Source organism: Micromonospora sp. USAFONa4, from assembly GCF_057197825.1.
On record NZ_CM170072.1, the window covers coordinates 5,428,534 to 5,453,289 of the forward strand.

General features: G+C 74.2%; 12 protein-coding genes and 1 tRNA gene. 6 read left to right on the forward strand and 7 right to left on the reverse strand.

The genetic code is table 11. From position 1 onward, the window contains the following. Positions 1-45: 45 nt before the first annotated feature. From AC0OO9_RS23950 to AC0OO9_RS23960, 3 genes are all read right to left on the reverse strand, one after another. The gene (locus AC0OO9_RS23950) at positions 46-945 is read right to left on the reverse strand and encodes a bile acid:sodium symporter family protein (RefSeq protein WP_484512525.1); all 900 of its coding nucleotides are present in this window, start codon (positions 943-945) and stop codon (positions 46-48) included. 165 nt (positions 946-1,110) lie between these two features. After that, positions 1,111-2,637 (reverse strand): TROVE domain-containing protein, encoded by a 1,527-nt coding sequence (locus AC0OO9_RS23955; protein ID WP_484512527.1) that lies wholly within the window; start codon positions 2,635-2,637, stop codon positions 1,111-1,113. Positions 2,638-3,191: 554 nt separating this feature from the next. Next, positions 3,192-3,274: transfer RNA gene (locus AC0OO9_RS23960), tRNA-Ser, on the reverse strand. A gap of 75 nt (positions 3,275-3,349) precedes the next feature. On the opposite strand from AC0OO9_RS23960, the gene AC0OO9_RS23965 reads away from it, so the two are divergent. Next, on the forward strand, positions 3,350-4,291 hold the full coding sequence (locus AC0OO9_RS23965; RefSeq protein WP_484512528.1) for a phosphotransferase: 942 nt from the start codon (positions 3,350-3,352) through the stop codon (positions 4,289-4,291). A gap of 127 nt (positions 4,292-4,418) precedes the next feature. On the opposite strand, the gene AC0OO9_RS23970 is transcribed toward AC0OO9_RS23965, so the two are convergent. The 3 genes from AC0OO9_RS23970 to AC0OO9_RS23980 form a co-directional block, all read right to left on the reverse strand. Further along, positions 4,419-5,681, reverse strand: a complete 1,263-nt coding sequence (locus AC0OO9_RS23970) for a family 16 glycosylhydrolase (RefSeq protein WP_484512529.1) — start codon at positions 5,679-5,681, stop codon at positions 4,419-4,421. 94 nt (positions 5,682-5,775) lie between these two features. Continuing rightward, positions 5,776-7,329 carry a ricin-type beta-trefoil lectin domain protein gene (locus AC0OO9_RS23975; RefSeq protein ID WP_484512531.1) on the reverse strand — a complete coding sequence of 518 codons (1,554 nt, stop codon included), beginning with the start codon at positions 7,327-7,329 and terminating at the stop codon, positions 5,776-5,778. Positions 7,330-7,514: 185 nt separating this feature from the next. After that, on the reverse strand, positions 7,515-8,291 hold the full coding sequence (locus tag AC0OO9_RS23980) for an IclR family transcriptional regulator (RefSeq protein WP_484512532.1): 777 nt from the start codon (positions 8,289-8,291) through the stop codon (positions 7,515-7,517). A 54-nt stretch (positions 8,292-8,345) separates the two neighbouring features. Between AC0OO9_RS23980 and eda the strand changes: the two genes are divergently transcribed. Together eda and AC0OO9_RS23990 are read left to right on the forward strand one after the other, a co-directional pair. Then, positions 8,346-9,011: a bifunctional 4-hydroxy-2-oxoglutarate aldolase/2-dehydro-3-deoxy-phosphogluconate aldolase gene (eda, locus tag AC0OO9_RS23985; RefSeq protein WP_484512534.1), complete on the forward strand. Its 666-nt coding sequence runs from the start codon at positions 8,346-8,348 to the stop codon at positions 9,009-9,011. A 3-nt stretch (positions 9,012-9,014) separates the two neighbouring features. Continuing rightward, positions 9,015-10,109: a sugar kinase gene (locus AC0OO9_RS23990; RefSeq protein ID WP_484512535.1), complete on the forward strand. Its 1,095-nt coding sequence runs from the start codon at positions 9,015-9,017 to the stop codon at positions 10,107-10,109. Positions 10,110-10,237: 128 nt separating this feature from the next. On the opposite strand, the gene AC0OO9_RS23995 is transcribed toward AC0OO9_RS23990, so the two are convergent. After that, entirely contained in the window at positions 10,238-11,038 is an 801-nt protein-coding gene (locus AC0OO9_RS23995) for a crotonase/enoyl-CoA hydratase family protein (protein WP_151456147.1), read from the reverse strand. Positions 11,039-11,260: 222 nt separating this feature from the next. Between AC0OO9_RS23995 and AC0OO9_RS24000 the strand changes: the two genes are divergently transcribed. The 3 genes from AC0OO9_RS24000 to AC0OO9_RS24010 are packed head-to-tail and all read left to right on the forward strand — an operon-like array spanning position 11,261 to position 24,731. Next, the gene (locus AC0OO9_RS24000) at positions 11,261-12,511 is read left to right on the forward strand and encodes an MFS transporter (RefSeq protein WP_484512537.1); all 1,251 of its coding nucleotides are present in this window, start codon (positions 11,261-11,263) and stop codon (positions 12,509-12,511) included. Beyond that, on the forward strand, positions 12,508-23,703 hold the full coding sequence (locus AC0OO9_RS24005) for a MupA/Atu3671 family FMN-dependent luciferase-like monooxygenase (protein WP_484512539.1): 11,196 nt from the start codon (positions 12,508-12,510) through the stop codon (positions 23,701-23,703). The genes AC0OO9_RS24000 and AC0OO9_RS24005 overlap by 4 nt, the downstream gene beginning before the upstream one ends. Then, positions 23,700-24,731 (forward strand): MBL fold metallo-hydrolase, encoded by a 1,032-nt coding sequence (locus AC0OO9_RS24010; protein WP_484512540.1) that lies wholly within the window; start codon positions 23,700-23,702, stop codon positions 24,729-24,731. The genes AC0OO9_RS24005 and AC0OO9_RS24010 overlap by 4 nt, the downstream gene beginning before the upstream one ends. The last annotated feature ends 25 nt before the right edge of the window (positions 24,732-24,756 follow it).

Genomic DNA, 24,756 nt, shown 5'->3' on the forward strand with positions numbered 1-24,756 from the left:
GGCGCCCGGCCGGAGGGCGTCCTCCGCCCTCCGGCGCCGGGCCGCTCACGCCGCCGCGGTCGGCTGCCTCGTGGGATCGGCGGCGGTCCTGCCACGCCGCGCGGCGACGAAGCCGAAGGCGGTGGCGGTGAAGAACATCAGGATGCCGTAGATCGCCGGCGGCATACCGATGTCGGTGTTGTTGAGCAGGGCCGGGCTGAGCGCGATCGTGATGGCCAGGGTGGCGTTGTGGACGCCGATCTCGAACGACGACGCGACGGAATCCCGGTGCCCGACCCGCAGCAGGCGCGGCGCCGCGTACCCGATGGCCAGGCTGAGCAGGTTGAACAGCAGGGCGATGAGGCCGACCGCGCCGATGGTGGCGGCGAGTTCGTCCTTGACGCCGAGGACCGCGCCGACGATCACGACCATGAGGACCACGATGGAGAGGATCTTCACCGGTCGCTGCATACGCTCGGCGAACGCGGGACGCCGCTGCCGGACGACCATGCCGATCGCGATCGGGATGAGCACCAGGGCGAATACCTGGAGGACCTTGTCGAACTGGAGGCCGAGCGAGCTGTCGGAGCCCATGAACGCGGCGACGGAGAGGTTGACGATCACCGGCAGCGTGAACAGGGCGAGCACCGAGTTGATGGCGGTCAGGGTGACGTTCAGCGCGACGTTGCCCTGGAACAGGTGGCTGAAGAGGCTGGCCGTGCTGCCGCCGGGGGAGGCGGCGAGCAGCATCATTCCGACGGCCAACTCCGGGCGCAGGTCGGCGGCGAGCACCAGGCCCAGGCAGACGGCCGGCAGGACCAGCATCTGGCAGACCAGGGAGATGATCACGGCCCGGGGATAGGCGACGACGCGACGGAAGTCGGCGATGGTCAGGGTCAGCCCGAGGCCGAGCATGACGATGCCCAGCGCGATGGGGAAGAGCACGAGCGACAGACCGGTATTCACAGTGCTGGGCCTCCTGATCGCGGTACGCCAGGGATCACCGGAGCTTCACACCACGACGGGTGCGCCCGCATCTTGCAACGTGCGGAGACGACCGTCAATGGGCGTCGTCCACGGGCCGTGCCCCGGCGCCGGCCCCGGGCGACGGGGCCGACGCCGCGACGCGGGTCAGAAGGGCCACTGGTCGCGTGACCCCGCCTCGATGAGCGGAATCATCGCGAACGCGGCGTCGGAGAGGCCGCCGAACGTGTGCCGGTTGCCGGCCGCCGGCGTGTGCCCGACCCGGTATCCGGCCAGGTTCCAGGTGTACACCGGTATCCGCGCGGGCACGGCGGCCGTGACGTCCGCCGCGCCGTGCCAGTGCGCCTGCTCATCGGTGAGGATGACCACCCGGTCGTGCCGTTCGTAGTGGTCGCGTACCGCCTTCTCGGTCTGGGTCCCGGCGCCGTGGAAGTAGCCACCCTCCTTGAACCGGCGCACCGCCGCGAGCACCGACTCGCCGGCGACGGCCGGGAACACCGTGCTGGCGTTGGAGAACGACACCACCGTGGCGTCCCGCGCGCGGGCGGCCAGCGCGAGGCCGAACACGGTGGCCGCGTCCCAGCAGCGCAGCGTGCCGTCCTTGCTGAACGCGCTGTTCATCGACCCCGACGTGTCGATCAGCACCAGGGTCCGCCCGTCCAGGGCGGGCACGTGCGCCAGCGCTTGCTGCAACGCCCGCTCCAACGGGTACGCCCACCGCAGGCTCGGTGCGGCGTTGTACGCCGACAGGTACCGCATCGGCAGCACGCGCGACCGGGCGACCTCGCCCGGGTCGACCAGCCTCGCCGCCACCGCCTCGGCGACGGCGTCGCTGACGCCGGCCCGGTCGAAGTTGCGCAGGTTGCGCAGCAGGGCCAGGTAGCCCATGGCCGGGATGATCGCCTCCCAGGCCGCGGCGTCCATCGCGGTCTGCCGCCAGCCCGCGAGGGCCTCCCAGGTCATGCCGGCCGCGCCCAGCGCCGCCGGGTCGATGATCTCCACGCGCCGCTCGACCGGCAACGCCATGAGCTCGGCCCGCGCCGCCAGCACCGTGAGGGACCCGGGCAGCGGGTTGTCGCGCTTGTGCCGGCGGTCCAGCGCGTGCCGGAACAGGTCGCCCTGCCGCTCGTCCCGCGCCGTCGGGTGGGTCAGGTCGATGACGTCGCCGAACCGCACCGCGCTGCCGTCGGCGTCGTACTTGAGCAGGCTCCGCTCGTGGTACAGCCGCGTCACCGCGTCGGCGACGCCCCGCTTGACCGGCTTGGGCATCGTCCGACCGTGGCGACCCAGCCAGTACGCGAGGGCCTCGCCCGGCTCGTCGGCCCGCTGCAACGCGGAGTCCACCACCGCCCGGGAACCGGGGATGCCGGCGGCGACCTGCGCGCGGGCACCTTCCATGGCGGCCACGACGGATGCGGAACGCAGCATCGCGCCGGTACGCAGCCACCGCACGAAACGCGCGAACCAGTCGGGGTCGGTGACGGCCACGGCGGCCACCAGCTCGCGGAACCGGGAGTCCCGGTCGGCGGCGCCCTCGTAGAAGGTGTCCTCGCCGACCATGTTCGACACGCCCAGCAGGAACAGCTCGGCCCGTGGATCGCGGGCGAAGCCGGGCGCGCCCTCGGCGGTGACGGGCAGCTTGTCGCGCCGCAGCTTGAGGTTGAACTTGGCCATCGCGTACCCCGTGTGGGTGGAGCGGAAGGCGCGACCGCACCGCACACCCGAGACCAGAGGTCGGCGACGGACCTGTCCGCTGCTCTGCCGCTTGAGCTAGCCGCCCGAAGGCGGCGGAGGACTCGAACCTCCAACCCGCGGATCCCTGAAGTAACCGTCACCTGCGCACCGGGCGTGCGGCGTGGTCGCGCCTCCCGAGATCGGAGCCGGCGACGGACGGCCTCTTCAACGGGGTGCGGGCACCCCTCCAAGATGTAACCGTCGCCTTCGCACCGGGAGGTGCGGGCACGACCGTAGCGGCGGCGCCGCCGAGCGGACAACGGAGTTTGCCGGCCCGTGGTCGCGGAGGCCGGAAACGGGCGACGCCGCGCACCCGAGATCGAGGTCCGACACAGCGCCGCGGATCGTCACCGCGGGGCCCAGGCTCCTAGCCAGGAAGTAGCTGTGTCTGTCGCACCGGGTACGCGGCGCGGGCACTTCCCGAGACCGAAGCGGCAACGGAGACTGGCCCTCGCGGGCCAAGGTGACCTGGGCTGCTGGTCGACACCGCCTTTCGGCGGCGGCGGGATTCGCACCCGCGTCTCCCCGTTGGAAGCGGAAGTAGCCGTTGCCTGCGCACCGGGAGGTGCCCGCCGACGGTAGGCGACCCGTGCGGAAGTGGGCAAGTAACTTCGGCCGGCTGGATGTCTTACCGTCCTGCTTGACTGGGCCGATGCGGATCGAAGAACTCGAGGGCATCGCGGCGGCACTGGGCAGCAGGGTGGTGACGACATCCGTGTTGGCGGGCGGCTTCTCCCACGAGACGTGTCTGCTCACGCTTGCTGACGGCCAGGTCGTTGCCCGGTTCGGAGGAACGGACCCGGCGATCGAGGCCGGGGTGATGGCCGTTGCCCGTCGGCACGTGCCAGTTCCGGACGTCCTGTTGGTCACGCCCGGTGAGGGCGAGAGCGTGCGGCCGGCGATGGTCATCGAGTATGTGGACGGCGATGTGCTGAGCGGGGTGCTCGCCAAGGGCGATCTCGGCCGGGTGGAAGCGGGTGAGCTGGGGGCTGAGGTCGGAAGGGTCGTCGCGGAGGTCGCTGTCGTGACGTTCGACCGACGAGGCTTCTTTGTCGACGGGGACCTCACCATCAAGGAGGAAGACCCGTGGTCGCAGCAACTGGCTGAGGTCGCCGAGGCGTGTATGGCCGCGGTTCCCGAGGGCCGGCTCGACGGCGGGACGCGTCGCGCCTGGGTGGAGTTGTGCGCGGCTCACTCGTCGGCGCTGGAAGGCGTCGACGGTCACACCCGGCTGGTGCATGCCGACATCAACCCGAAGAACATCCTGGTGTCTCGCGTGGGCGGCGGTTGGCGGGTGGATGCGCTGCTCGACTGGGAGTTCAGCTATTCCGGTTGCCCGTATGGCGACGCCGCGAACATGGCCCGGTTCGGCGCCGACTATCCCGCCGGCTTCCTGGACGGCTTCCGATCGGGATTCGCTGAGCAGCAGCCCGCTGACCTGGCCCTGGTCGAGGACTGGGCCTACGTGGGGCGGGTCCTGGACATGTTCGCGTTGAGTGACCTGGTGACTCGCCCCCTGGGGCACGCCGTCGCCGACCAGGCGGCCGAGCAGGTCCGGCGTTGGGTAGGGCGTGGCGTGCCGGACAGGGTGTGACGTGTGCCGACGAGGCGGTCGTGGTGCGGGACCGGCAGGACGGCCGCTGAGGGGCGCGAGCCGGCAGGGCCGGTCGAGGCGGTGTGCCCCGGCCGACCCTGCCGGCGCCCGCGTGCTGCCCGAGGGATCAGACGCGGGACCACTTCTGGTTCGCGTCGCCCGTGCAGTCCCACAGTTGGAGCTTGCCCCCGTTGTTGGGGTTGCGGTCCCGCACGTCGACGCAGCGGTTCGCGCTGAGGTTGACCAGGTCACCGGCGGCGTTGAGCGTGAAGCGTTGCGCCGGGTTGCCGTTGCAGGTGACGAGGTTGACCTCGGTGCCGTTCGCCGTGCCGGCCCAGGCCGGGTCCATGCACTTGCCCATCGCCCGGATCGTGCCGTCGGAGGCGAACGTCCAGGCCTGCGCGGCGGTGCCGTTGCAGTCCCAGATCTGGAGCTTGGCCCCGTCGACCGGGTTGGCGCTCGGGATGTCGATGCAGCGACCGCTGAGCGCGCCCCGGATCGCGTTGGTGCCCGTCGGCGGGTTGCCGCCCGAGGTGTAGCCCGAGACGCGTACGTAGTCCACGAGCATCTGCTGCGGGAACTGCGTGGAGGCGTCGGGGTAGCCCGGCCAGTTTCCGCCCACCGCCACGTTCAGGATCATGAAGAAGGGGTGGTCGAACACCCAGCGGTTGCCGCCCAGCCGACCCGGGTCGACCCGGTGGAACTCGACGCCGTCGAGGTACCAGATGATGGAGTTCGGTTCCCAGTCCACCCGGTAGGTGTGGAAGGTGTCGGCGAGCGGCTGGCCGATGGTGCGGCTGCCGGTGATGCCGCCGCCGCCCGAGTAGCCCGGGCCGTGGATGGTGCCGTAGACGGTGTTCGGCTCCCGGCCGATGTTCTCCATGATGTCGATCTCGCCCGCGTTGGGCCAGCCCACGCTGCCCATGTCGTTGCCGAGCATCCAGAACGCCGGCCAGATGCCCTGACCGCGCGGGATCTTGATGCGGGCCTCGAAGCGGCCGTACGTCTGGGTGAACGTGGCCGCCGTGAGCAGCCGGGCCGAGGTGTACTCGCACCGGCCGTAGTGGCACTGGTAGTTGGCGGGGTTCTCCCGGCGGGCGGTGATCACCAGGTTGCCCTGGCCGTCGTGCACGGCGTTGCTCGTGCTGTTGGTGTAGTACTGCCGTTCGTTGTTTCCCCAGCCGCCGCCACCGATGTCGAAGCGCCACTTGCTCTGGTTGACGGGCGTGCCGGCGGAGGCGTTGAACTCGTCCTGCCAGGTGATCCCCCCGATGGCGGCCTGCGCCGGTTCGGGGTGGATCGGCACGGAGATTGCCGCCGTGGCGGCGATGATCGCGGTCGCGGCGAGGGCGAGCGCCCACGGCCGACGGCGGGTACGGACTCTGAACATGTAGGACCTCCTTGGCGAAACTGCGCCGGCGCGACGTCTCTCGCGGCGGTCGCTCGGCCGGTCGGTGCGGGCGCGACGACGGGCGGGCACCGGGTCAGCCGCGACGCCACTTCTGGTTGGCGGCGCCGAGGCAGTCCCACAGGTGCAGGCGGGCGCCGTCGGAGTTGTTCCACTCCTTGATGTCGACGCACTTGTTGGCCTGCGGGTTGACCAGGTCGCCGGCCGCCGAGAGGACGAACTGCTGGGCCGGGTTGCCGCTGCAGTTGGCGATCTGGATGACCGCGCCGTTGGCGGTGGAACCCCACGCCACGTCCATGCACTTGTTGTTCTGGGTACGCAGCGTGCCGCCGGTGAAGGTCCAGGACTGCGCGGCGGTGCCGTTGCAGGTCCAGGTCTGCAGGGGAACGCCGTCGGAGAAGTTCGAGTTCGGCACGTCGATGCAGCGGTTGTTCCAGTTGCTGATCAGCCGGCTCCCGCCACCGCCGCCGGTGGTCACCAGGGTCAGCCCGTAGACGCCGAGGATCTCGTTGACCGGCTGGAAGAACGTCGTGCCGCCGGTGGAGCAGTTGCCGGAGCCGCCGGAGGTGACGCCCTGGGCCTGGTTGCCGGAGACCCAGGCCCCGCCGGAGTCGCCGCCCTCGGCGCAGGCGTTGCTGCGGGTCAGGCCCGACACCGCACCCTGCGGGTAGTTGACGGTCTCGTTGCGACCCAGGATGGTCCCGCAGCGCCAGCCGGTCGTACGCCCGGAGCGGCAGACCGAGCTGCCGATCGCCGCGTCCTGCGAGCCGGCGACCGTCACGTTGCCCCCGGCGTAGTTGTTCACCCAGGGCTGCGGGGTCCAGGAGCCGTTGGTGCGTACCCAGCCGTAGTCGTTGCCGGGGAACGACGATCCCGCGAACGTGCCCTGGGAGACGTTGTTGTAGCCGAGGGTCGGGCTGCCGACGCCCCCGCAGTGGCCCGCGGTGACGAAGCCGCCGACGACCGCGAAGCCGACCGAGCAGAGGGTGTTGCCGTTGATGACGTACTGGTCGCCGCCGCGGATGTCGTAGAGCGGGCGGGGCGCGTCGGCGGAGGTGACGACCTGGATCGCGTCCGTGGGCACGCCGGCGGCCTTGGCGTACGCGAGCGCCTGGGCGGTGGCGCCCGGGCGGGCCGTCACGACCACGCTGTTGCGGGCGACGTCGACGCGCCAGCCGTGGAGGTCGCGGGGGTCGGCGTCGGCGGCCCGCCGGTCGAGGGAGCGCTTGACCGAGTCGAGGGTGCGCTCGTTGCGGGCCACGACCGCGACGTCGGCGCCCTCGGCGCGGACGGCCGTGGCGAGCGCGCGGTCCGTGACGGCGACGGTGAGCCGGTGCCCGCCGGGCGGGATCCACGCGCCGGCGAACGCGGCGCCGAGGGTCGCGCGCAGGCGTCGTTCGACGACCGGCGCCGCCGCTTCGGTACGCAGGCGTTCGCCGACCTGGGTGGGGGTGAGGTTGAGGTCGCGGCGCATCGCCTCGACGAGGGCGGGGCTGGGGCCGGCCGGGGCCGCCGCAGCGCGGTCCGGGGCGGCGGGGGACGTGTCGCTGGCGTGGCCCGCCGCCGGGGTCAGGCCGAGGAGCAGGAGGCCGGCGGCGGCGGGGACGAGCATGCGCAGTCTTCGAGACAAGGGGGTTCCTCCCGGTGCGGCGAGGGCGACAGACAAAACGAGAGAGCGCTCTCTGAAAGAAGTCTGTCGATATCTCGACACATCTGTCAAGAAGGTTGCCAGTTGTGGCCCGCGCGTCGCCCTCGGCGACGGCCGGTGTGCGCCCGCGCCGGGTCCGGCGGCGGGGGCGTCGAAGCGGCGCCGGGTCAGGCGGTGGAGAGCAGGCCGCGCGCCGCCCGGACCTGGTCGACGGCCCGGCGGAGCGCGGCGACGATCCGGTCCTCGCCGGCGGCGTCCAGCCGGGCCACCGGCACCGACAGGCTGATCGCGTCGGTCGCCGGCGCCGCCAGGGGTACGGCCGTCGCGAAGCAGACGATGCCCTCGGTGTTCTCCTCGCGGTCCACCGCGTACCCCCGCTCCCGGACGGCGGCCAGCTCGGCGCGCAGCGCGTCGGCGTCGGTGACGGTGTGCGGGGTGAGGGCGGGCAGCGGCCAGGTCAGCAGCCCGTCGAGCGTCTCGTCGGGGCGCTCGGCGAGCAGCGCCTTGCCCAGGGCGGTGGCGTGCGCCGGCAGTTGCCGGCCGATCGCGCTGTAGAGCCGCAGCGGGTGCACCGACTCGCGCTTGGCGAGGTAGACGATGTGCGCGCCGTCCAGGCGCCCGAGGTGGACGGTCTCGCCGAACTGCCGGGACAGGTCGTCGAGCACCCCGCCGAGCAGGCCCACGGTGTCGTCGCTGGTGAGGTACGCGGCGCCGACCTGGAGCGCGCGCACCCCGAGCCCGAAGCGGGTGCCGGTCGGGTCGCTCTCGACCCAGCCGCGCTGGGCCATGGTGCGCAGGATGCCGTGCAGGCTGCTCTTCGGGATGTCCAGCGCGCGGGCCAGGTCGACCAGCGAGCGCCGCTGCGGCGAGGCGGCCAGCGCCTCCAACACCTCCAGCGTCCGGGTGGAGGACTTCACAGGCTGGAACCCGCCGGGCAGCGTCATGGGCGCCACTCTAGCGGGGTTGACAGGCCCGGCGGCAGCGCTAGGGTCACATATGTGACTGGCGTACAGAATGATGAACAGAGACCTGCGGTCGTGGCGGCCGTCGGCGCGGCCCGGATCCTGCCGGTCGTCGTGCTCGACGACGCCCGCGACGCCGCCCCGTTGGCCGAGGCGCTGGTGCGCGGCGAGCTGCGCTGCGCCGAGGTGACCTTCCGCACCGACGCCGCGGCCGAGTCGATCCGCGTCATGTCCGAGCGGGGCGACCTGCTCGTCGGCGCCGGCACCGTGCTGACCCCGGCCCAGGTCGACCGGGCCGTCGAGGCGGGCGCCCGGTTCGTCGTCACCCCCGGGTTCTCCCCGGCCGTCGTCCGGCGCTGCCAGGAGTCGGGCGTGCCCGTCTTCCCCGGCGTCGCCACCGGCACCGAGATCCAGATGGCCCTCGACGCCGGGCTCGACACGGTCAAGTTCTTCCCCGCCGAGCAGCTCGGCGGCGTCGCCATGATCAAGGCGCTCGCCGCGCCGTACCGCTCGGTGCGGTTCATCCCGACCGGTGGGGTCAACACCGGCAACCTCTCCGACTACCTCGCCCTGCCCGCCGTCCTGGCCGTCGGTGGCACCTGGATGGTCGCCCCCGACCTGATCGCCGCCGGGCGTTGGGACGAGGTCGCCGCCCGCACCGCCGCGGCCGTCGAGGCCGCCCGACCCGCCGTGGAGGGCTGAGCCGTGCTGTCCATCCGTCCGTCCGGCGAGTGCCGGTACGACCTGGTCTCCCTCGGCGAGATCATGCTGCGGCTAGACCCGGGCGAGGGCCGGGTCCGCACGGCCCGCACCTTCCGCGCCTGGGAGGGCGGCGGCGAGTACAACGTGGCGCGCGGCCTGCGCCGCTGCTTCGGGCTGCGGACCGCCGTGGTCACCGCGTTCGCCGACAACGAGGTGGGCCGGCTGCTGGAGGATCTCGTGCTCCAGGGCGGGGTGGACACGTCGCTGGTGACCTGGCTGCCCTACGACGGGGTCGGCCGCGCCGTGCGCAACGGGCTCAACTTCACCGAGCGCGGCTTCGGCGTCCGGGGCGCCGTCGGCACCTCCGACCGCGGCCACAGCGCCGCCAGCCAGCTCCGGCCCGACCAGGTGGACTGGGACCACCTGTTCGGCACCCTGGGGGTGCGGTGGCTGCACACCGGCGGCATCTACGCCGCCCTGTCCGAGACCACCCCGGAGACGATGGAGGCGGCGATGGCCGCCGCCGCCCGGCACGGCACCGTCGTCTCGTACGACCTCAACTACCGGCCCAGCCTCTGGAAGGCGGTCGGCGGGCAGGCCCGCGCGCAGGAGGTGAACCGCCGGCTGGCCCGGTACGTCGACGTGATGATCGGCAACGAGGAGGACTTCACCGCCTCGCTGGGCTTCGAGGTGCCCGGCACCGACGCCTCGCTGTCGGAGCTGGAGGTGGCCAACTTCCAGCGGATGATCGAGGCGGCCACCAGGGAGTACGACAACTTCAAGGTCGTCGCCACCACCCTGCGTACGGTCCGGACGGCCACCGTCAACGACTGGGGCGCGATCGCCTGGGCCGACGGGCGGTTCGTCGAGGCGACCCACCGGCCCGGCCTGGAGATCATGGACCGGGTCGGCGGGGGCGACAGCTTCGCCTCCGGCCTGATCTACGGGCTGCTGGAGAAGGGCGACCTGGCCACGGCCGTCGAGTACGGCGCGGCGCACGGCGCGCTGGCGATGACCACGCCCGGCGACACCTCGATGGCCAGCCTCCGGGAGGTCGAGGCGCTCGTCCGGGGCGCCGGCGCGCGCGTGCAGCGCTGACGCCCTCGGATGTAAGGAAGGAACCCCCCCCATCGCGTACGCGACAGGAAGGTCCCTTCCTTACATCGTGGCGCGGCTGAGCAGGGGCCGGAGGCCGCCGTGCCCGACGCCGCCGGCCGCCGTCCCGCTCACTCCCCGGTGAAGTGCGGTTCGCGCCGGTCGAGGAAGGCCCGGACCGCCTCGTCGTGGTCCCGGGTCTGGTGCGCCAGCGCCTGCATCGCGGCGGAGAGCTCCAGCACGCTGTCGAGGCTCTGGTGCTGGGCCTCGCGCAGCAGCTTCTTGGCCATCCGTACGGCGTGCGGAGGGTTCGCGGCCACCCGGTCGGCGAGCCGGCGCGCCTCGGTGAGCAGTTCCTCGTGCGGCACGACCCGGGAGACCAGCCCCCACTCCAGGGCGGTGGCGGCGTCGACCCGGTCCCCGGTCAGCGTCATCTCGGCGGCCCGGGCGGCGCCGACGGCCCGGGGCAGCAGCCAGGCGCCGCCGTCGCCGGGGATGATGCCGAGCTTGACGAAGCTCTCCGCGAAGAACGCCCGCTCCGAGGCGATCCGCAGGTCGCACATGAGGGCCAGGTCGCAGCCGGCGCCGACGGCCGCTCCGTTCACCGCCGCGATCAGCGGCACGTCGCACGCGTACATCGCCCGGGGGATCCGCTGGATGCCGCGGCGGTAGCCGTCGCGCAACTCGTGCGGGGCACCGCCGAAGAGGCCGACCCGGTCCGCCATGTCCTTGACGTTGCCGCCCGCGGAGAAGGCGCTGCCGGCGCCGGTGAGGATGACCGCCCGGACCGCCCGGTCGGCGTTGACCGCGTCGACCCGGGCGACCAACGCGTCGATCACGTCGTCGCCGGAGATGGGGTTGCGGGCCTCCGGCAGGTTGATCGTCCACGTCTCCACGGGACCGTCCCGCTCGACGAGAACCGGGTCGTCCACGCGTGTCTCCTCGGTGTGCCGCTGATCTGGTCTGCCCCGAAACCAACCACACGCCAGCCCGGCCGGCAAGGCGGGGGTGCCCCCGACGGCTCTGCGCCACCGCGGGCGGACAGCCGCCGTCGGCGATGCGGGCGCCGATCCTTCGACGTATTGAGATACCTGTACCCGCGATGGCATGATCCTCGCTCCATACACGATCATGAGCGGGGCGGATCTCGACAGGTGCCAGCAACGGAGGAACCTTCCGCACGTCCGCTTCGCCTCGTCATCGCCGCGCACGCCGTGTCCACGTACGGCAGCTTCCTGAACATGGTGGCGCTGGGGCTGTTCACCCTGGAGATCACGGGCTCCGCCGTGTCCACCGGGATCTTCATGGCGGTCCGCCTGTGCGCCGGCGTCCTGATGGGGCTGGTCGCCGGCACGCTGGTCAGCCGGTACGCGCGGGCCAGGCTCATGATCGGCGGCGACCTGCTGTCGGCCGGTGCGCTGGTGCTGCTGGTCGCGATGCCGTCCGCCGCGCAACCGACCATGCTGCACGCGCTGGCCGTGCTCCTCGGCGGGAGCCAGACGCTGTGGGTGGTCGCGCTGCGCAGCGGGTTGCCCGCGCTGGTCGGTCCGGACGACCTGGCCCGGGCCAACGCGAACCTGGTGGCGGCCCGCTCGGTGGCCATGCTGCTGGGCTTCGGCAGCGCGGGGATCCTCGTGACCCTGTTCGGCTACCACGCCGCGTTCCTGCTCGACGCCACCTCGTTCGCGCTCTCCGCCCTGCTGCTCTCCGCGGTCCGCGCCTGGCGCGTGGTGGGCCGCCCCGCCAGGCCGCCCGCCAAGGGCTCCCGCCGCGGGGCGGGGCTCCGGCGCCTCCTGCCCGCGGTCGCCCCCGTGATCCTGGCCATGATCGCGGTGCGGTCCGTCGACGCGTTCGGGTCCGCCTCCCACAACGTGGGCCTGCCGGTATACGCGAACCTGGCCTGGCCCGACGCCCCCGCCGCGTTCGCCGCCCTGTTCACCACGCCCTGGGCGGTCGGCAGTCTCGTCGCCGGCCGGTGGTACGCCCGGCGGGCCGCCGGCACCTCCCGCCCGGGATCGCCGAGGGCCTTCGGCGTCGCCACCTGCGCGATGTCGCTGCTGTTCGTGCTCGCCTTCGCGGGGCCCCCGATCTGGCTGGTGGCCGTCCTGGCGCTGGCCGCCGGCATGGCGGACGGCTACGCCGAGATCAGCTACACCACCCGGTTGCAGACCGTCGAGCCCTCCCGTCTGCCGCAACTCATGGGCCTGGCCAGCACGGCGCAGAACGCGGGGTTCGGCATCGGCATGATCGTCAGCGCCTTCGCGCTCGACCGCCTGACGCCCCTGCCGGTGGTCGCGCTGGCGCACGGCCTGGCGCTCGCCGCCGCCGGTGCCTTCCTCATCTCCCACGCCCGTACGCCGGCGCACCGTCCGCAGCGAACGCAAGAAGTCGAGGTAGCACCGTGAAGTCGACGTCCGCCGACCGCCCCGCCGCCGTCAGCCACGGCGGGGGCCTCCCCGGCCCCGTCGACCATCCCCCGACCTTGGACGAGGCGCTGCTGCGGGCGGCCCGGAACCACCCGGACGCGGGCATCCGGATCGTCGGTCCCGACGGGCGCGAGGAGTTCCTCGACCACGGGCGGCTGCTCGCCGGGGCGCGCGCGGCGCTGCCCGCTCTGCGGGCCCACGGCCTCGGTCGGGGGTCCCACGTCGTCCTGCGGATCACCTCGGGTGCGCAGTACTGGCCGACCTTCTTCGGCTGCGTCCTCGGCGGGATCGTGCCGCTCACCGTCGGCGCGCCCACCGGGTACGACGCGGACAACCCCACCGCCGCCGCCCTCTTACACGCTTGGCGGGTGCTGGGGGAGCCCGTCGTGCTGGCCGGGCCGGAGGACCTGGACGTGCTGGACCGGCTGCCGCTGCGGGACCGGGTGGTCGCGGTGGCGGAGCTGGCCGCGACGACCGCTCCCGACGGCCCCGCCCCTGCCGGGCCGGAGCCGGAGGCGGCGGCCACCGACCCCGGGTCGGTGGCGCTGCTGCAGCTCTCCTCGGGCAGCACCGGCCGGCCGAAGGTGATCCCGTTGACGCACCGGGGGCTCTCGGAATACGCCGTCGGCGCCCGGACGATGCTCGACATCGGCCCGCGGGACGTCCTGCTCAACTGGCTCCCCCTGGACCACGTCGCCGGCCTGCTGCTCTACCACCTCGGCGGCGTCTTCCTCGGCGCCACGTCCGTCCACGTCGCCACCGAGTGGGTGCTCGACGACCCGCTGCGGTGGTTGGAGCTGATGCGGCGGCACCGGGTCACGCACAGCTGGGCGCCGAACTTCGGCCTGCGGCTGGTGGCCGACGCGGTCGCCCGGGCACCCGGTGGACCGTGGGACCTCGGCGGCGTACGCCGCATGGTCAGCGGCGGGGAGCAGTGCCTGCCGGAGACCTTCGAGGCGTTCGTCGCCGCGACCGGGGTGCCGGCGGAGGCGATGACGCCGGCCTGGGGCATGTCGGAGACCAGCACGGGAATCACCTTCGCCTCCTTCACCGAGCCCGGCACCCGCCTCCGGGTCCGCACGGCGAGCCTGGGCGGCGACCTGGAGTACGCCGAGGACGACGACCCGGCCGACGTCACCGAGTTCCTCTCCGTCGGGCCGCCCGCGCCCGGTGCCACCCTGCGGATCGTCGACGCCGCCGGCGCGGTGCTTCCCGAGGGCCGCATCGGCCGCCTCCAGGTCTCGTCGGCGCGGGTCACGCCCGGGTACCTCGCCGACCCGGAGGCGAACCGCCTGGCCTTCCCCGACGGCGACGGCTGGCTGGAGACCGGCGACCTCGCCTTCATGCGGGACGGTCGGATCACCATCACCGGCCGGGCGAAGGACATGATCATCCTCAACGGGCACAACCTGCCCTGCCACGAGGTCGAGCAGGTGACGGGGGAGGTGGCCGGGGTACGGCGCGGCCTGGTGGCCGCCGTCGGCGTACCGGAGCCCCGCACCGGCACCGAGTCGCTGGTGATCTTCTACGTGCCCGACGACGACACGCCCGCGACGGGGGTGGCCGAGGCGGTGCGGGCGGCGGTGGCCCGACGCTGGCAGGTCGTACCCGAGCGGGTGCTGTCGCTCCCCGCGGAGCAGTTCCCGCGTACCACCGGAGGGAAGATCCGGCGCGCGGAGCTGGTCCGGCGCTGCCTGGCCGACCGGTCGCCGCAGCGGCCGCACGACGGGCGGCGGGCGACCACCGACTCCGCCGGGGTTCCGGCGGCGCGCGCGGCCGGACCGGGCAGGGCGGAGGTGCGCGCCCTGCTGACCGGCATCCTCGGCGACCTGACGGGGGGTCAGGTCGACCCGGCGCGTCCGTTCTACGAGCTCGGCATCGGCTCGGTCGAGATCGTCCGTCTCCGGGCCCGCCTGGAGCGGGCACTGGAGCGCCCGGTCCCGCAGCCGGTGCTCTTCGCCCACCCGACGGTCGACGCGCTCAGCGCGCACCTCGCCGCCCCGGCGGTCACGCCCACGGCGGAGCCCGTGGGCGGGCCGGTACGGGACCGGCGGATCGCGGTGATCGGCATGGCGGTCCGGTTCCCCGGAGCGCGCACGGTCGACGAGTACTGGGCGAACCTGACCGCCGGGGTGGAGAGCGTGCGTGCCTTCACACCGGACGAACTCGTCGCGGCGGGAATCCCACGCGACACCGTCGACGCGGCCGGCTTCGTGGCGGCCAGCGGGGTCCTCGACGACGACGTCGCCGGCTTCGACGCGGGCTTCTTCTCGATCAGCGCCCGGGAGGCGGAGCTGCTCGACCCGCAGCACCGGCTGTTCCTGGAGACCTGTCACCACGCGTTGGAGGACGCCGGGCACCCGGGCGACGCGCGGGGGCTGCGGACCGGCCTCTACGCCGGCAGCGGGATGAACCTCTACCCGCACCACACCTACCTCCGCCAGCTCGGCCACCGGACGGTCTCCGCCGATCCGGCCGACCCGATCGGCGTCGCCCTCGGCAACCAGCCGGACTTCCTGGCCACCCGGGTGGCGTACCGGCTGGGGCTGACCGGGCCGGCGATCAACGTGCAGAACGCCTGCTCGACCTCGCTCGTGGCGGTGCACCTGGCGGTGCGGGCGCTGCTCGACGGCGAGGTCGACCAGGCGGTCGCGGGCGCCGTGGCCGTGCACGTGCCGCAGGTGACGGGCTACCGGCACACCCCGGGATCGATCCTGTCGGCGAGCGGCCGGTGCCGGCCCTTCGACGCCGACGCGGACGGAACGGTCGGCGGCAACGGCGTCGCCGCCGTGGTGCTGAAGCCGCTCGACCGGGCCCTCGCCGACGGCGACCACGTGCACGCCGTGATCATCGGCTCGGCCGTGAACAACGACGGCGCCGGCAAGGTGGGCTTCACGGCACCGGGGGTGGCCGGGCAGGTCGACGTCGCCCGGCGGGCGCTGGCCGCCGCGCGGGTCCCGGCGGAGTCGATCGGGTACGTCGAGGCGCACGGTACGGGCACGGCCCTGGGCGACCCGGTGGAGCACCACGCCCTCGCCGAGGCGTACGCGGGCGGTCGACCGTTCCTCGGCTCGGTCAAGGCGAACGTCGGTCACCTGGACAGTTGCGCGGGCATGGCCGGCCTGATCAAGACGATCCTGACCGTGCGGTCCGGCCGGGTCGCCCCACAGATCAACTTCCGCCGGCCGAATCCGGCGATCGACCTCGCCGCCGGCCCCTTCACGGTGACCACCCGTGGCACCCGGTGGCCGGCGGACCTGCGGCCGCGCCGGGCGGCCGTCAGCGCGTTGGGGGTGGGCGGCACCAACGCCCACGTGATCGTCGAGGAGCCGCCCCCGGCGGACCGACGCCGGTCGGACGAGCCGCCGGCCCGGCCCGCGCCGGGACTGCTGCCCCTGTCGGCGGCCGACCCGTCGGCGCTGGTGGAGCTGGCCGCCCGCCACCGCGACCTGCTCCGCGAGGACCCCGGGCCGGCGTTGGCCGACGTGGTCACCAGCGCCGGGCGGCGCAGACGCCACCTCCGGCACCGCCTGGTCGCGCTCGGCACCTCCGCCGCCGAGCTGGCCGACGGCCTCGACCGGTACGTCGAGGCGGGCGTGGCGGGGAACGTGCTGACCGGCCGGGCGGAACCGGAGGGTGTCACCCCGGTCGCGCTGGCCTTTCCCGGGCAGGGCGACCGTCGCTGCGTCGTCCTCGATCTCGCCGAGCGGTTTCCGGTCGCGCGGGACGTGTTGGCCGAGGGGGCCGACGCGTACCGCCGGGCGATTGGTGGCGACCTCGTCGCCCGGCTGCGGGCGCACCCCGACGGAACGGGCCGCCCGACGGACGTGGCGCAGCCGGCGCTGGTGGTCACCGCGGTGGCGTTCGCCGAGCTGTGGCGGTCGTGGGGGCTCACGCCGGACGTCGTCCTCGGGCACAGCGTCGGCGAGTACGCCGCACTGGTCGTGGCCGGTGCGCTGTCCCTGCGCGACGCGGTCGGGCTGGCCGCGCACCGGGGCGCCCTGATGCGCGACGCGCTGCCACCCGGGGCGATGTGCGCGGTGCTGGCCGACGAAGCGGCGGTCGGTGATCTGCTGCGTGGGTCGACGGCGGAGATCGCCGCCCGCAACGGCGCGGAGCACCACGTGCTCGCGGGTCCCCCCGAGGCCCTGGCGGCGGTCGTCCGGGAAGCCGAACGGCGCGGCGTGGCGACCCGCCCGCTCCCGGTAGACCGGGCGTTCCACTCGACCGGCGTGGACGCGGTCCTCGACCGGCTCCGCCGGATGGTCGGGAAGGTGGAGTTCGCACCGACCCGCCTGCCCCTGGTCAGCAGCCTGGACGGCCGGGTACGCCCGCCCGGCTGGCTGCCGGACGCCGACCACCTGTGCCGGCAGGCGCGCGAGCCGGTCGCCTGGAGCGCCGCCGTGGCCACCCTCGCCGAGCAGGGCGTGCGATCGGTCGTCGAGGCGGGCGCGGACGGGGCGCTGACGGGCATCGCCCGCGGCGCGGGATCCGACCTGCGGTGGGTGCCGTCGCAACGTCGCGGCACCCCACCGGTCGACGGGCTGTGGCGCGCCGTCGCGGAGTTGCACGTGGCGGGGTTCCCGGTCGACTGGGCCGCGCTGACCGCTGACTGCGGTGGCCGGGCCGTGCCACTGCCGGCCTATCCGTTCCAGCGCCGGCGGTTCTGGGCCTCCGCGCCCGGGGCCGCCGACATCTCCGCCGCGACCGACGTGCGGGTTGCGGCTGGCGGGTCCGCCGCGCCGGACGTCGCTGCCGCGACCGACGTGCGGATCGCGACCGGCACCTCTGCCGCGGCGGACGTCCGGGTCGCGGCCGGCGGGTCCGACGCGAGCGGCGCGGCCGGATCGTCGGCGATCGCCGAGCCGGGGGCGCCCCGGCCGCTGGCCGGACACGACGTCGGGGCCGAGCAGGTGCTCACGCGCATCCGGACCCTGACGGCCGAGCGGCTCGGACTGGACGTGGGAGAGGTCGATGCGGACGAGACCTTCCTCGACCTCGGTGCCGACTCGCTGCTCCTGATCACCATGTCCCGGGAGATCGACCACGCGTTCGGGGTGCGGGTTCCCGTCCGGGACCTGTTCGCCGCCGTGGACACCCCCCGCCGGCTCGCCGAGGCGGTGACGCGCGGCGCCTCGGCCGGCGTGCCCCCTGCGGCGGCCCCGCCGGCCGGTCCGCCGACCGCGTCGCCCTCCGTCCCTGCCGCGTCGGTTTCCATGCCCGCCGCGTCAGTTCCCGCGCACGACCCGTCGGCACCCTTGCCTGTCGCGCCGGTAACGCTGGTTCCCGCTGGGCCGGTGCCCGTGCCTGTCACGCCGGGTCCCGCGCCTGCTGCGCCGGTTACTGCCGGACCGGTGCCCGTGCCCGTCGCTTCGGCGGCACCGGCCGACCCGGGCGACGCTCCCCGGGACGTGCCGGCCGACCTCGTCACGATCGTGCACCGCCAGCTGGACCTGATGCGCGACCAGCTCGCTCTTCTCGGCGCCGCCACGGGTGCCGGCGGCAACGGCAGCGCCAGCGGCGGCACCAGTGGTGGCGGTGCGGCCGTCGCCCCCGAGCCGTCGACGCGGCCCGCGCCGGCCGCGTCGGTCGCCGGCGCGCCGGACACCGTCGACTTCAGCCTGTACTTCTTCGGCGACTACCCCGACTCGGCCCGGGACGACGCCTACGGAACCATCATCGAGGCCGCCGAGTTCGCCGACACCCACGACTTCCACGCGGTGTGGTTGCCGGAGCGGCACTTCCACTCCTTCGGCGGGCTCTTTCCCAACCCGTCGGTGCTCGCTGCGGCCCTCGCGACCCGGACCCGCCGGCTGCGCCTCAACGCCGGCTCGGTGGTGCTGCCCCTGCACCATCCAGTCCGGGTCGCCGAGGAATGGTCCATGGTGGACAACCTCTCCGGGGGACGGGTCGGGCTGGGGTGCGCGCCCGGCTGGCACGCCAACGACTTCGTCTTCTACCCGGACAACTACCGTCGCCACAAGCAGGTGATGTACGACAATCTCGACACCGTACGGCGGCTCTGGCGCGGCGAGGCGATCACCGCGCGGTCGGGCAGCGGCGAAGACGTCGACATCCGGCTGTTCCCCCGCCCGGTGCAGGCGGAACCGCCGACCTTCACGGCGATCGTCGGCAACCCGGACAGCTACCGGGAGGCGGCCCGCCGCGGCCTCGGCGTGGTCACCAACCTGATGACCCAGGACGTCGCGCGGCTGGCCGAGAACGTCGCGCTGTACCGGCGTACCCGGTCCGAACACGGTCTCGATCCCGCTGCGGGGCGGGTGGTGGTGCTGCTGCACACCTTCCTCGGCGACGACGCCGAGCAGGCGCGGGCCATGGCGTTCGAGCCGTTCTGCGCCTACCTGCGCTCCTCGTTCAGCCTGCTCGGCCAGGTGGTCAACAGCCTGGGCATGAACGTCGACCTCGCCGACACCCCCGACGAGGACGTCCGGTTCGTGTTGTCCCGTGCCTACCAGCGGTACTGCGAGCAGCGGGCCCTGATCGGCTCGCCGGAGAGTTGCCGGCCGGTGCTCGACGCGGTCCTCGACGCCGGCGCCGACGAGATCGCCTGCTTCGTCGACTTCGGCCTGCCGGCGCCGGCCGTGCGGGACGGACTGCCGGCCATCGACGCGCTGCGGCGGGCCACCCCCCGTCGACCAACCCCGGCCCGGGCCTCAGCCCCAATCCCAACCCCAACCCCGGCCGCGGCTGTGGCCCCGGCACCGGCCGCGGTGGTCGCCGGGCCGGCGGCGCCGGAGGCCGTCGGGATCGCCGCGCCACCGACCGTCGAGACCGCGCCACCGACCGTCGAGACCGCGCCGTTGACGCCCGGCCAGCGACGGCTGTGGCTGGTCGAGCAGGCATACCCGGGCACCCCGGCCTACACGGAGGGCGTGGCCGTGCGGCTGTGCGGCGCGCTCGACACCGGGGCGCTGCGCGGGGCGTTGCAGGACGTCGTGGACCGGCACGCGCCACTGCGGACGACCTACCGCGAGGTCGACGGGCAACCCTGCCAGGTCGTCCGGCCGACGGCGACGGTCGACCTGCCGGTGCGGGAGCATTCCGGTGCCGACGAGGACGCCCTGGTGCGGGCGGCGATGGCCCGGGAGAGCGCGCGGGTGTTCGACCTCGTCGAGGGGCCGGTCTTCGCGTTCGAGCTGCTGCGCTTCTCCCCGACACACCACGTGCTGGTGATGTCGTTCCACCACCTGGCCACCGACGGCGGCTCGTACGCGGTCCTGACCCGCGAGGTCGGCGCGTGCTACCGGGCCCGGTCGACCGGTACGACGGCTGCGCTGCCCCCGCTGCCGGTCACCTACCCGGAGCTGGCCCGGGCGCGTGCCCGGTCGGCCGGGGACGGCATGGACAAGAGCCTGGCGTACTGGCTCGACCTGCTCGATCCACTGCCGCCCACCCTCGTGCTGCCCTCGGACCGGCAGCGACCGGCCACCGTCTCGGCCGCCGGTGGGAGCCTCCTCGCGGAGATCCCGGTGGAGCTGACCGAACGGGTCCGGCAGCTCAGCCGCGTCGAGCGGGTCACCCCGTTCACCACGCTGCTCAGCGCGATCGGGGTGGCGCTGTCCCGGTTCAGCGGCCAACCGGACCTGGTGATCGGCACCGGCATGAGCGGCCGCGACGAGGATTCCGAGGACCTGATCGGGTTCTTCGTCGACACCGTGCCCCTGCGGCTGGACCTCGCCGGTGACCCCACCTTCCGGGAGTTGCTCGCCCGGGTCCAGTACCGCTCGGCGGACGGGTACGAACACGCGGGCGTGCCCTTCGACGACCTCGTCAGCGCGCTCGCGCCGAACCGGGAGGCCGGCCGCCACCCGCTCTTCGACGTGGTCGTGGAGTACGAGCGGGGCGCCCCGGCGTTCCAGTTCGACCTGCCGGGGGTCACCGCCGAGCCGATCCCGGTGGGCCTGGACAAGGCCCCGGTCGACCTGGTCGTCCACCTGTCACACGGCGACACCGTGCGCTGCCATGTCGAGTACCGGACCGACGTGCTCGACCGGGCGACGGTGCGTCGCCTGCTGGACTACGTCGAGCGGCTGCTCGACCGGGCGACCCGGGAGCCCGACGAGCCGCTGTCGGGCCTGGCGGCGCACCTGGACGACTCCGCCGACCGCCTGCACGGGCCGCGGACACCCGTCGGCGACGCCCGGCTGCACGAGTTGTTCCTGCGGCAGGCGGCCCACACCCCGGACGCCGTGGCGGTCGTGTGCGGGCCGACCCGCTGGACGTACCGCGAACTGCGCGAGCGGGCCGACCTGCTCGCCCGCCGGATCGCCGCCGCCGGCGTCGGGCCCGACGACCTCGTCGCGGTGCTCCTGCCGCGCCGGCCGGAGCTGATCGCCGCCCAGCTCGCCGTGCTGATCGCCGGCGCGGGCTTCATCCCCCTCGATCCGGGGCTGCCCGCCGCCCGGGTGGCCACCCTGTTCGCCGACAGCGGCGCCCGGCTGCTGGTCACCACGGGGGACGTGGACGCGCCGACGGACGTGGTCTGCCTGCGGGTCGAGGATCCCGGTGACCCGGACCTGCCGGCCCCGAACCGGGTGCCGACGGCGGAGCAGGTGGCCTGGTGCGTCCACACGTCCGGCTCGACCGGCCGGCCGAAGGGCGTCCTGGTGCCGCACCGGGCCGCCGTGGACGCCATCGACTGGCACGTGCGGGCCCTCGCCCTCACCGGAGCGGACACCGTCGGCCACGCGCTCGGACTCGGCTTCGACGCGAACCTCGCCGAGATCCATCCGGCGCTCGCCGCCGGCGCCACCGTGCATCTCGTACCGGAGGAGGCGCGGACCGACCCCGCGGCCCTCGTCGAGGAGTGGTCCCGCGGCGGCGTCACGGTGGCCTTCCTGCCGGCGCCGCTCGCCGAGCTGGTCTTCGCCCTTCCGATGCCCGCGCGCGCCCCGCGCACCCTCGTCGTGGGCGGCAGCCAGCTCCGGCGCCGACCGCCCGCCGGCTTCCCGGCCGAGGTGATCAACGCCTACGGTCCGACCGAGTGCAGCATCGTCGCCACGGCGGGTCCCGTGCGGGCGGACGTCCCGGGGCCGGTCGACATCGGCATCCCGGTCGACAACCATCGGCTGTTCCTGCTGGACGAGCGTGGCGTGCCGGTGCCACGGGGGGCGATGGGGGAGCTGTACGTCGGCGGAACCGGCGTGGCCCGGGGCTACCTCGGCCGACCCGCGGCGACCGCCGCCGCCTTCCTGCCCGATCCCGGCCTGCCCGGGGCGCGGGTCTACCGGACCGGGGACCTGGTCCGGGAACGGGGCGACGGGACCCTCGAGTTCGTCGGCCGGGTGGACGACCAGGTCAAGATCGCCGGACAGCGGACGGAGCCCGGCGAGGCCGCTGCGGAGCTGGCCACGCTGCCCGGGGTACGCCAGGCCACCGTCATCGCGCGGCACGACCGGGGCGACGAGCCGTACCTCGCCGCGTACGTCGTGGCGGACGACGACGGGGAACCGGCCGCGACCCGCGCGGAGCGACTCGCCGCCGTGCTGGCCGAGCGCCTGCCCGCACACCTCGTACCCCGGGCCTGGGTGCTGCTGGACACCCTGCCCACCACGGACAACGGCAAGGTGGACCGGTCGCGGCTGCCGGCACCCGCCGTGACCGGCGCCGCCGACCGTCCTCGCACCGCCATGGAACAGCTCGTCCACGACGCCTGGTGCGCCGAGCTCGGGGTGGCCCGGCTGCCGGTGGACGTCCCCTTCTTCGCCGCGGGCGGTCACTCCCTGGCGGCCGTACGGTTGGCGAACCGGCTGACACACCTGCTGGACCTGAAGGTCGGCGCGCACCGGGTGCTGCGCAGCCCGGGCATCCGGGCGATGGCGCGGGACCTGACGACCGCGGAGGTCGGGTCCGAGGTCGTGGACCGGGCGCCGGCGACCTACCCGCAGGAACTGATGTGGCACCGCCAGCGGCAGGCCCCCGACCCGCCGGCCGTGCACATGGCGGTACGGGTGACCCTCGCCGGTCGGCTCGACGTGCCGGCCCTGCAACGGGCGGTCGACGGCCTGGTCGCCCGGCACGAGGCGCTGCGCACCCGCCTGGTGGAACGCGCCGGTGAGCTGGTCCAGGAGGTGCTCCCGGCCCGGCCGGGGACGCTGCCGGTGCGCGACCTCGCCGCCAAGGAGGTCGAGCAGTGGTGCGTGCGGACCGGCCGCGAGCCCTTCCCGGAGGACACGGGACCATGGCTGCGGGCCCGGCTGGCGCGGCTGGACGACGACGCGTGGGTGCTGATGCTGGTCGTGCACCATCTCTGCGGTGACGGCTGGTCGATGCTCCAACTGCTCGACGAGCTGGGCAGGGGCTACGCCGCGGAGATCGGCCAGGGCGCGGCCCCCGTCGCGCCGACGGCACGCTACGTCGACCACGCGCGCCGGCAACGCGCCACCGCCGTCCCGCCGGACGTCCTGCGGTACTGGCGGGACCAGCTCGCCGGAGCACCCCGCGCGGTGTCGTTCCCGGCCGACCGCCCACGGCCGGCGCGGCCGTCCGGCCGGGGCAGCGAGTTCGCCTTCGACGTCCCGGCCGAACTGACCGACCGCCTGACCAGGCTCGCCGAGCGCTGCGGCACGACCCTGTTCCCGGTCCTGGCCAGCGGGTACGCGCTGCTCGTGCGCGAACTCACCGGCGCCCGTGACGTGGTGCTCGCCTGCCCGTACGCCCACCGCGACAACCGCGATTACGAGTCGGTCGTGGGCCTGTTCACCAGCCCGCTGCTGCTGCGGCCCCCGCTGGCGCGCGCGGCGTCCTTCGCGGAGCTGACGGCCGGCACCGACCGGGTGTTCCTCGACGCGATCCGGCACCAGCCGGCGCCCCTGGCCGAGGTGTACGCGGCCCTCGATCCGCACTGGCGCGTCGGCATGCCGCCACCGGTCGCCACGACGCTGTTCGGCTGGAATCCGGGGATGCCGGAGGTGCGGCTGCCGGGGCTCGTGGCGCACGCCACCGACCAGGGGCTCGGCTGCGCCCGCCGGGACCACGCCACGGTCGTCACCCCGCACGGGGGCGGCCTGCGGGGCGTCGTGGAGTACTCCACGGACCTGTTCGACCGGGCGACGGTGGCGGCCTGGTGCGACCGCTTCGTCGCCATTCTCGTCGCGGCCGCCGACGAGGGGCCCGGGCAGGTCGCGGCGCGCACTATGGTCGGATCATGACCTCGGGCACCGGCAACTCCGACGACTGGACCACTCCCGGGACGTTCGAGGTCGCCCCCGGCGTCCACCGCGTGCCGCTGCCGCTGCCGAACGACGGCCTGCGCGCGGTGAACGTGTACGTCCTGCGCGACGACGACGGTCTCGTGCTCGTCGACTCCGGGTGGGCGATCGCCGAGGCGCGCTCCGCGCTCGGCGCGGCGCTCAAGGAGCTGGACTGTTCGCTGGGGGACGTGCGCCGGTTCCTCGTCACGCACGTCCACCGGGACCACTACACGCAGGCCGTGCACCTGCGCCGCGAGTACGGCATGCGGGTGAGCCTCGGCGCCGGCGAACGCGAGAGCCTGGCGGCGTCCATGACGCCGCAGCGGAACCCGCTCGCCGAGCAGCTCGCCCGCCTGCGGCTGCTGGGCGCCGGCGAGCTGGCCGACACCCTGGCGGGGCTGACCGGGTCGCGGCTGAGCACCGAGGACTGGGACCTGCCGGACGACTGGTTCCACGACGGTCAGCAGATCAGGCACGGCGAGCGCACCCTGCACGTCGTCGAGACGCCGGGCCACACGCGCGGGCACGTCGTCTTCCACGACACCGGCTCGCACCTGCTGTTCGCCGGTGACCACGTACTGCCCACCATCACGCCCTCGATCGGCTTCGAGGCCGCACTGTCGGCGAACCCGCTCGGCGACTTCCTGGCATCGCTCGCGCTGGTGCGCGGGCGACCGGACGCGCGGCTGCTCCCGGCGCACGGGCCGGTGACCCCGAGCGTGCACGCGCGGGTCGACGAACTCGTCACGCACCACGGCGCGCGGCTCGACGAGACGGAGGCCGCCGTGGCCCGGGGGGCGACTTCGGCGTACGAGGTCGCCGCGCGGCTGCGCTGGACCCGGCGGGAGCGCCGGCTGGCCGACCTCGACGTGTTCAACGCCATGCTCGCCGTCACCGAGACCGCGGCGCACCTGGAACTCCTGCTCGCCCAGGGCCGCCTGACCCGGTCCGACGTCGACGGGCTGCACCGCTACGCCACCGCCTGACCCCGCCGGGGCCCCCGCTCACGCC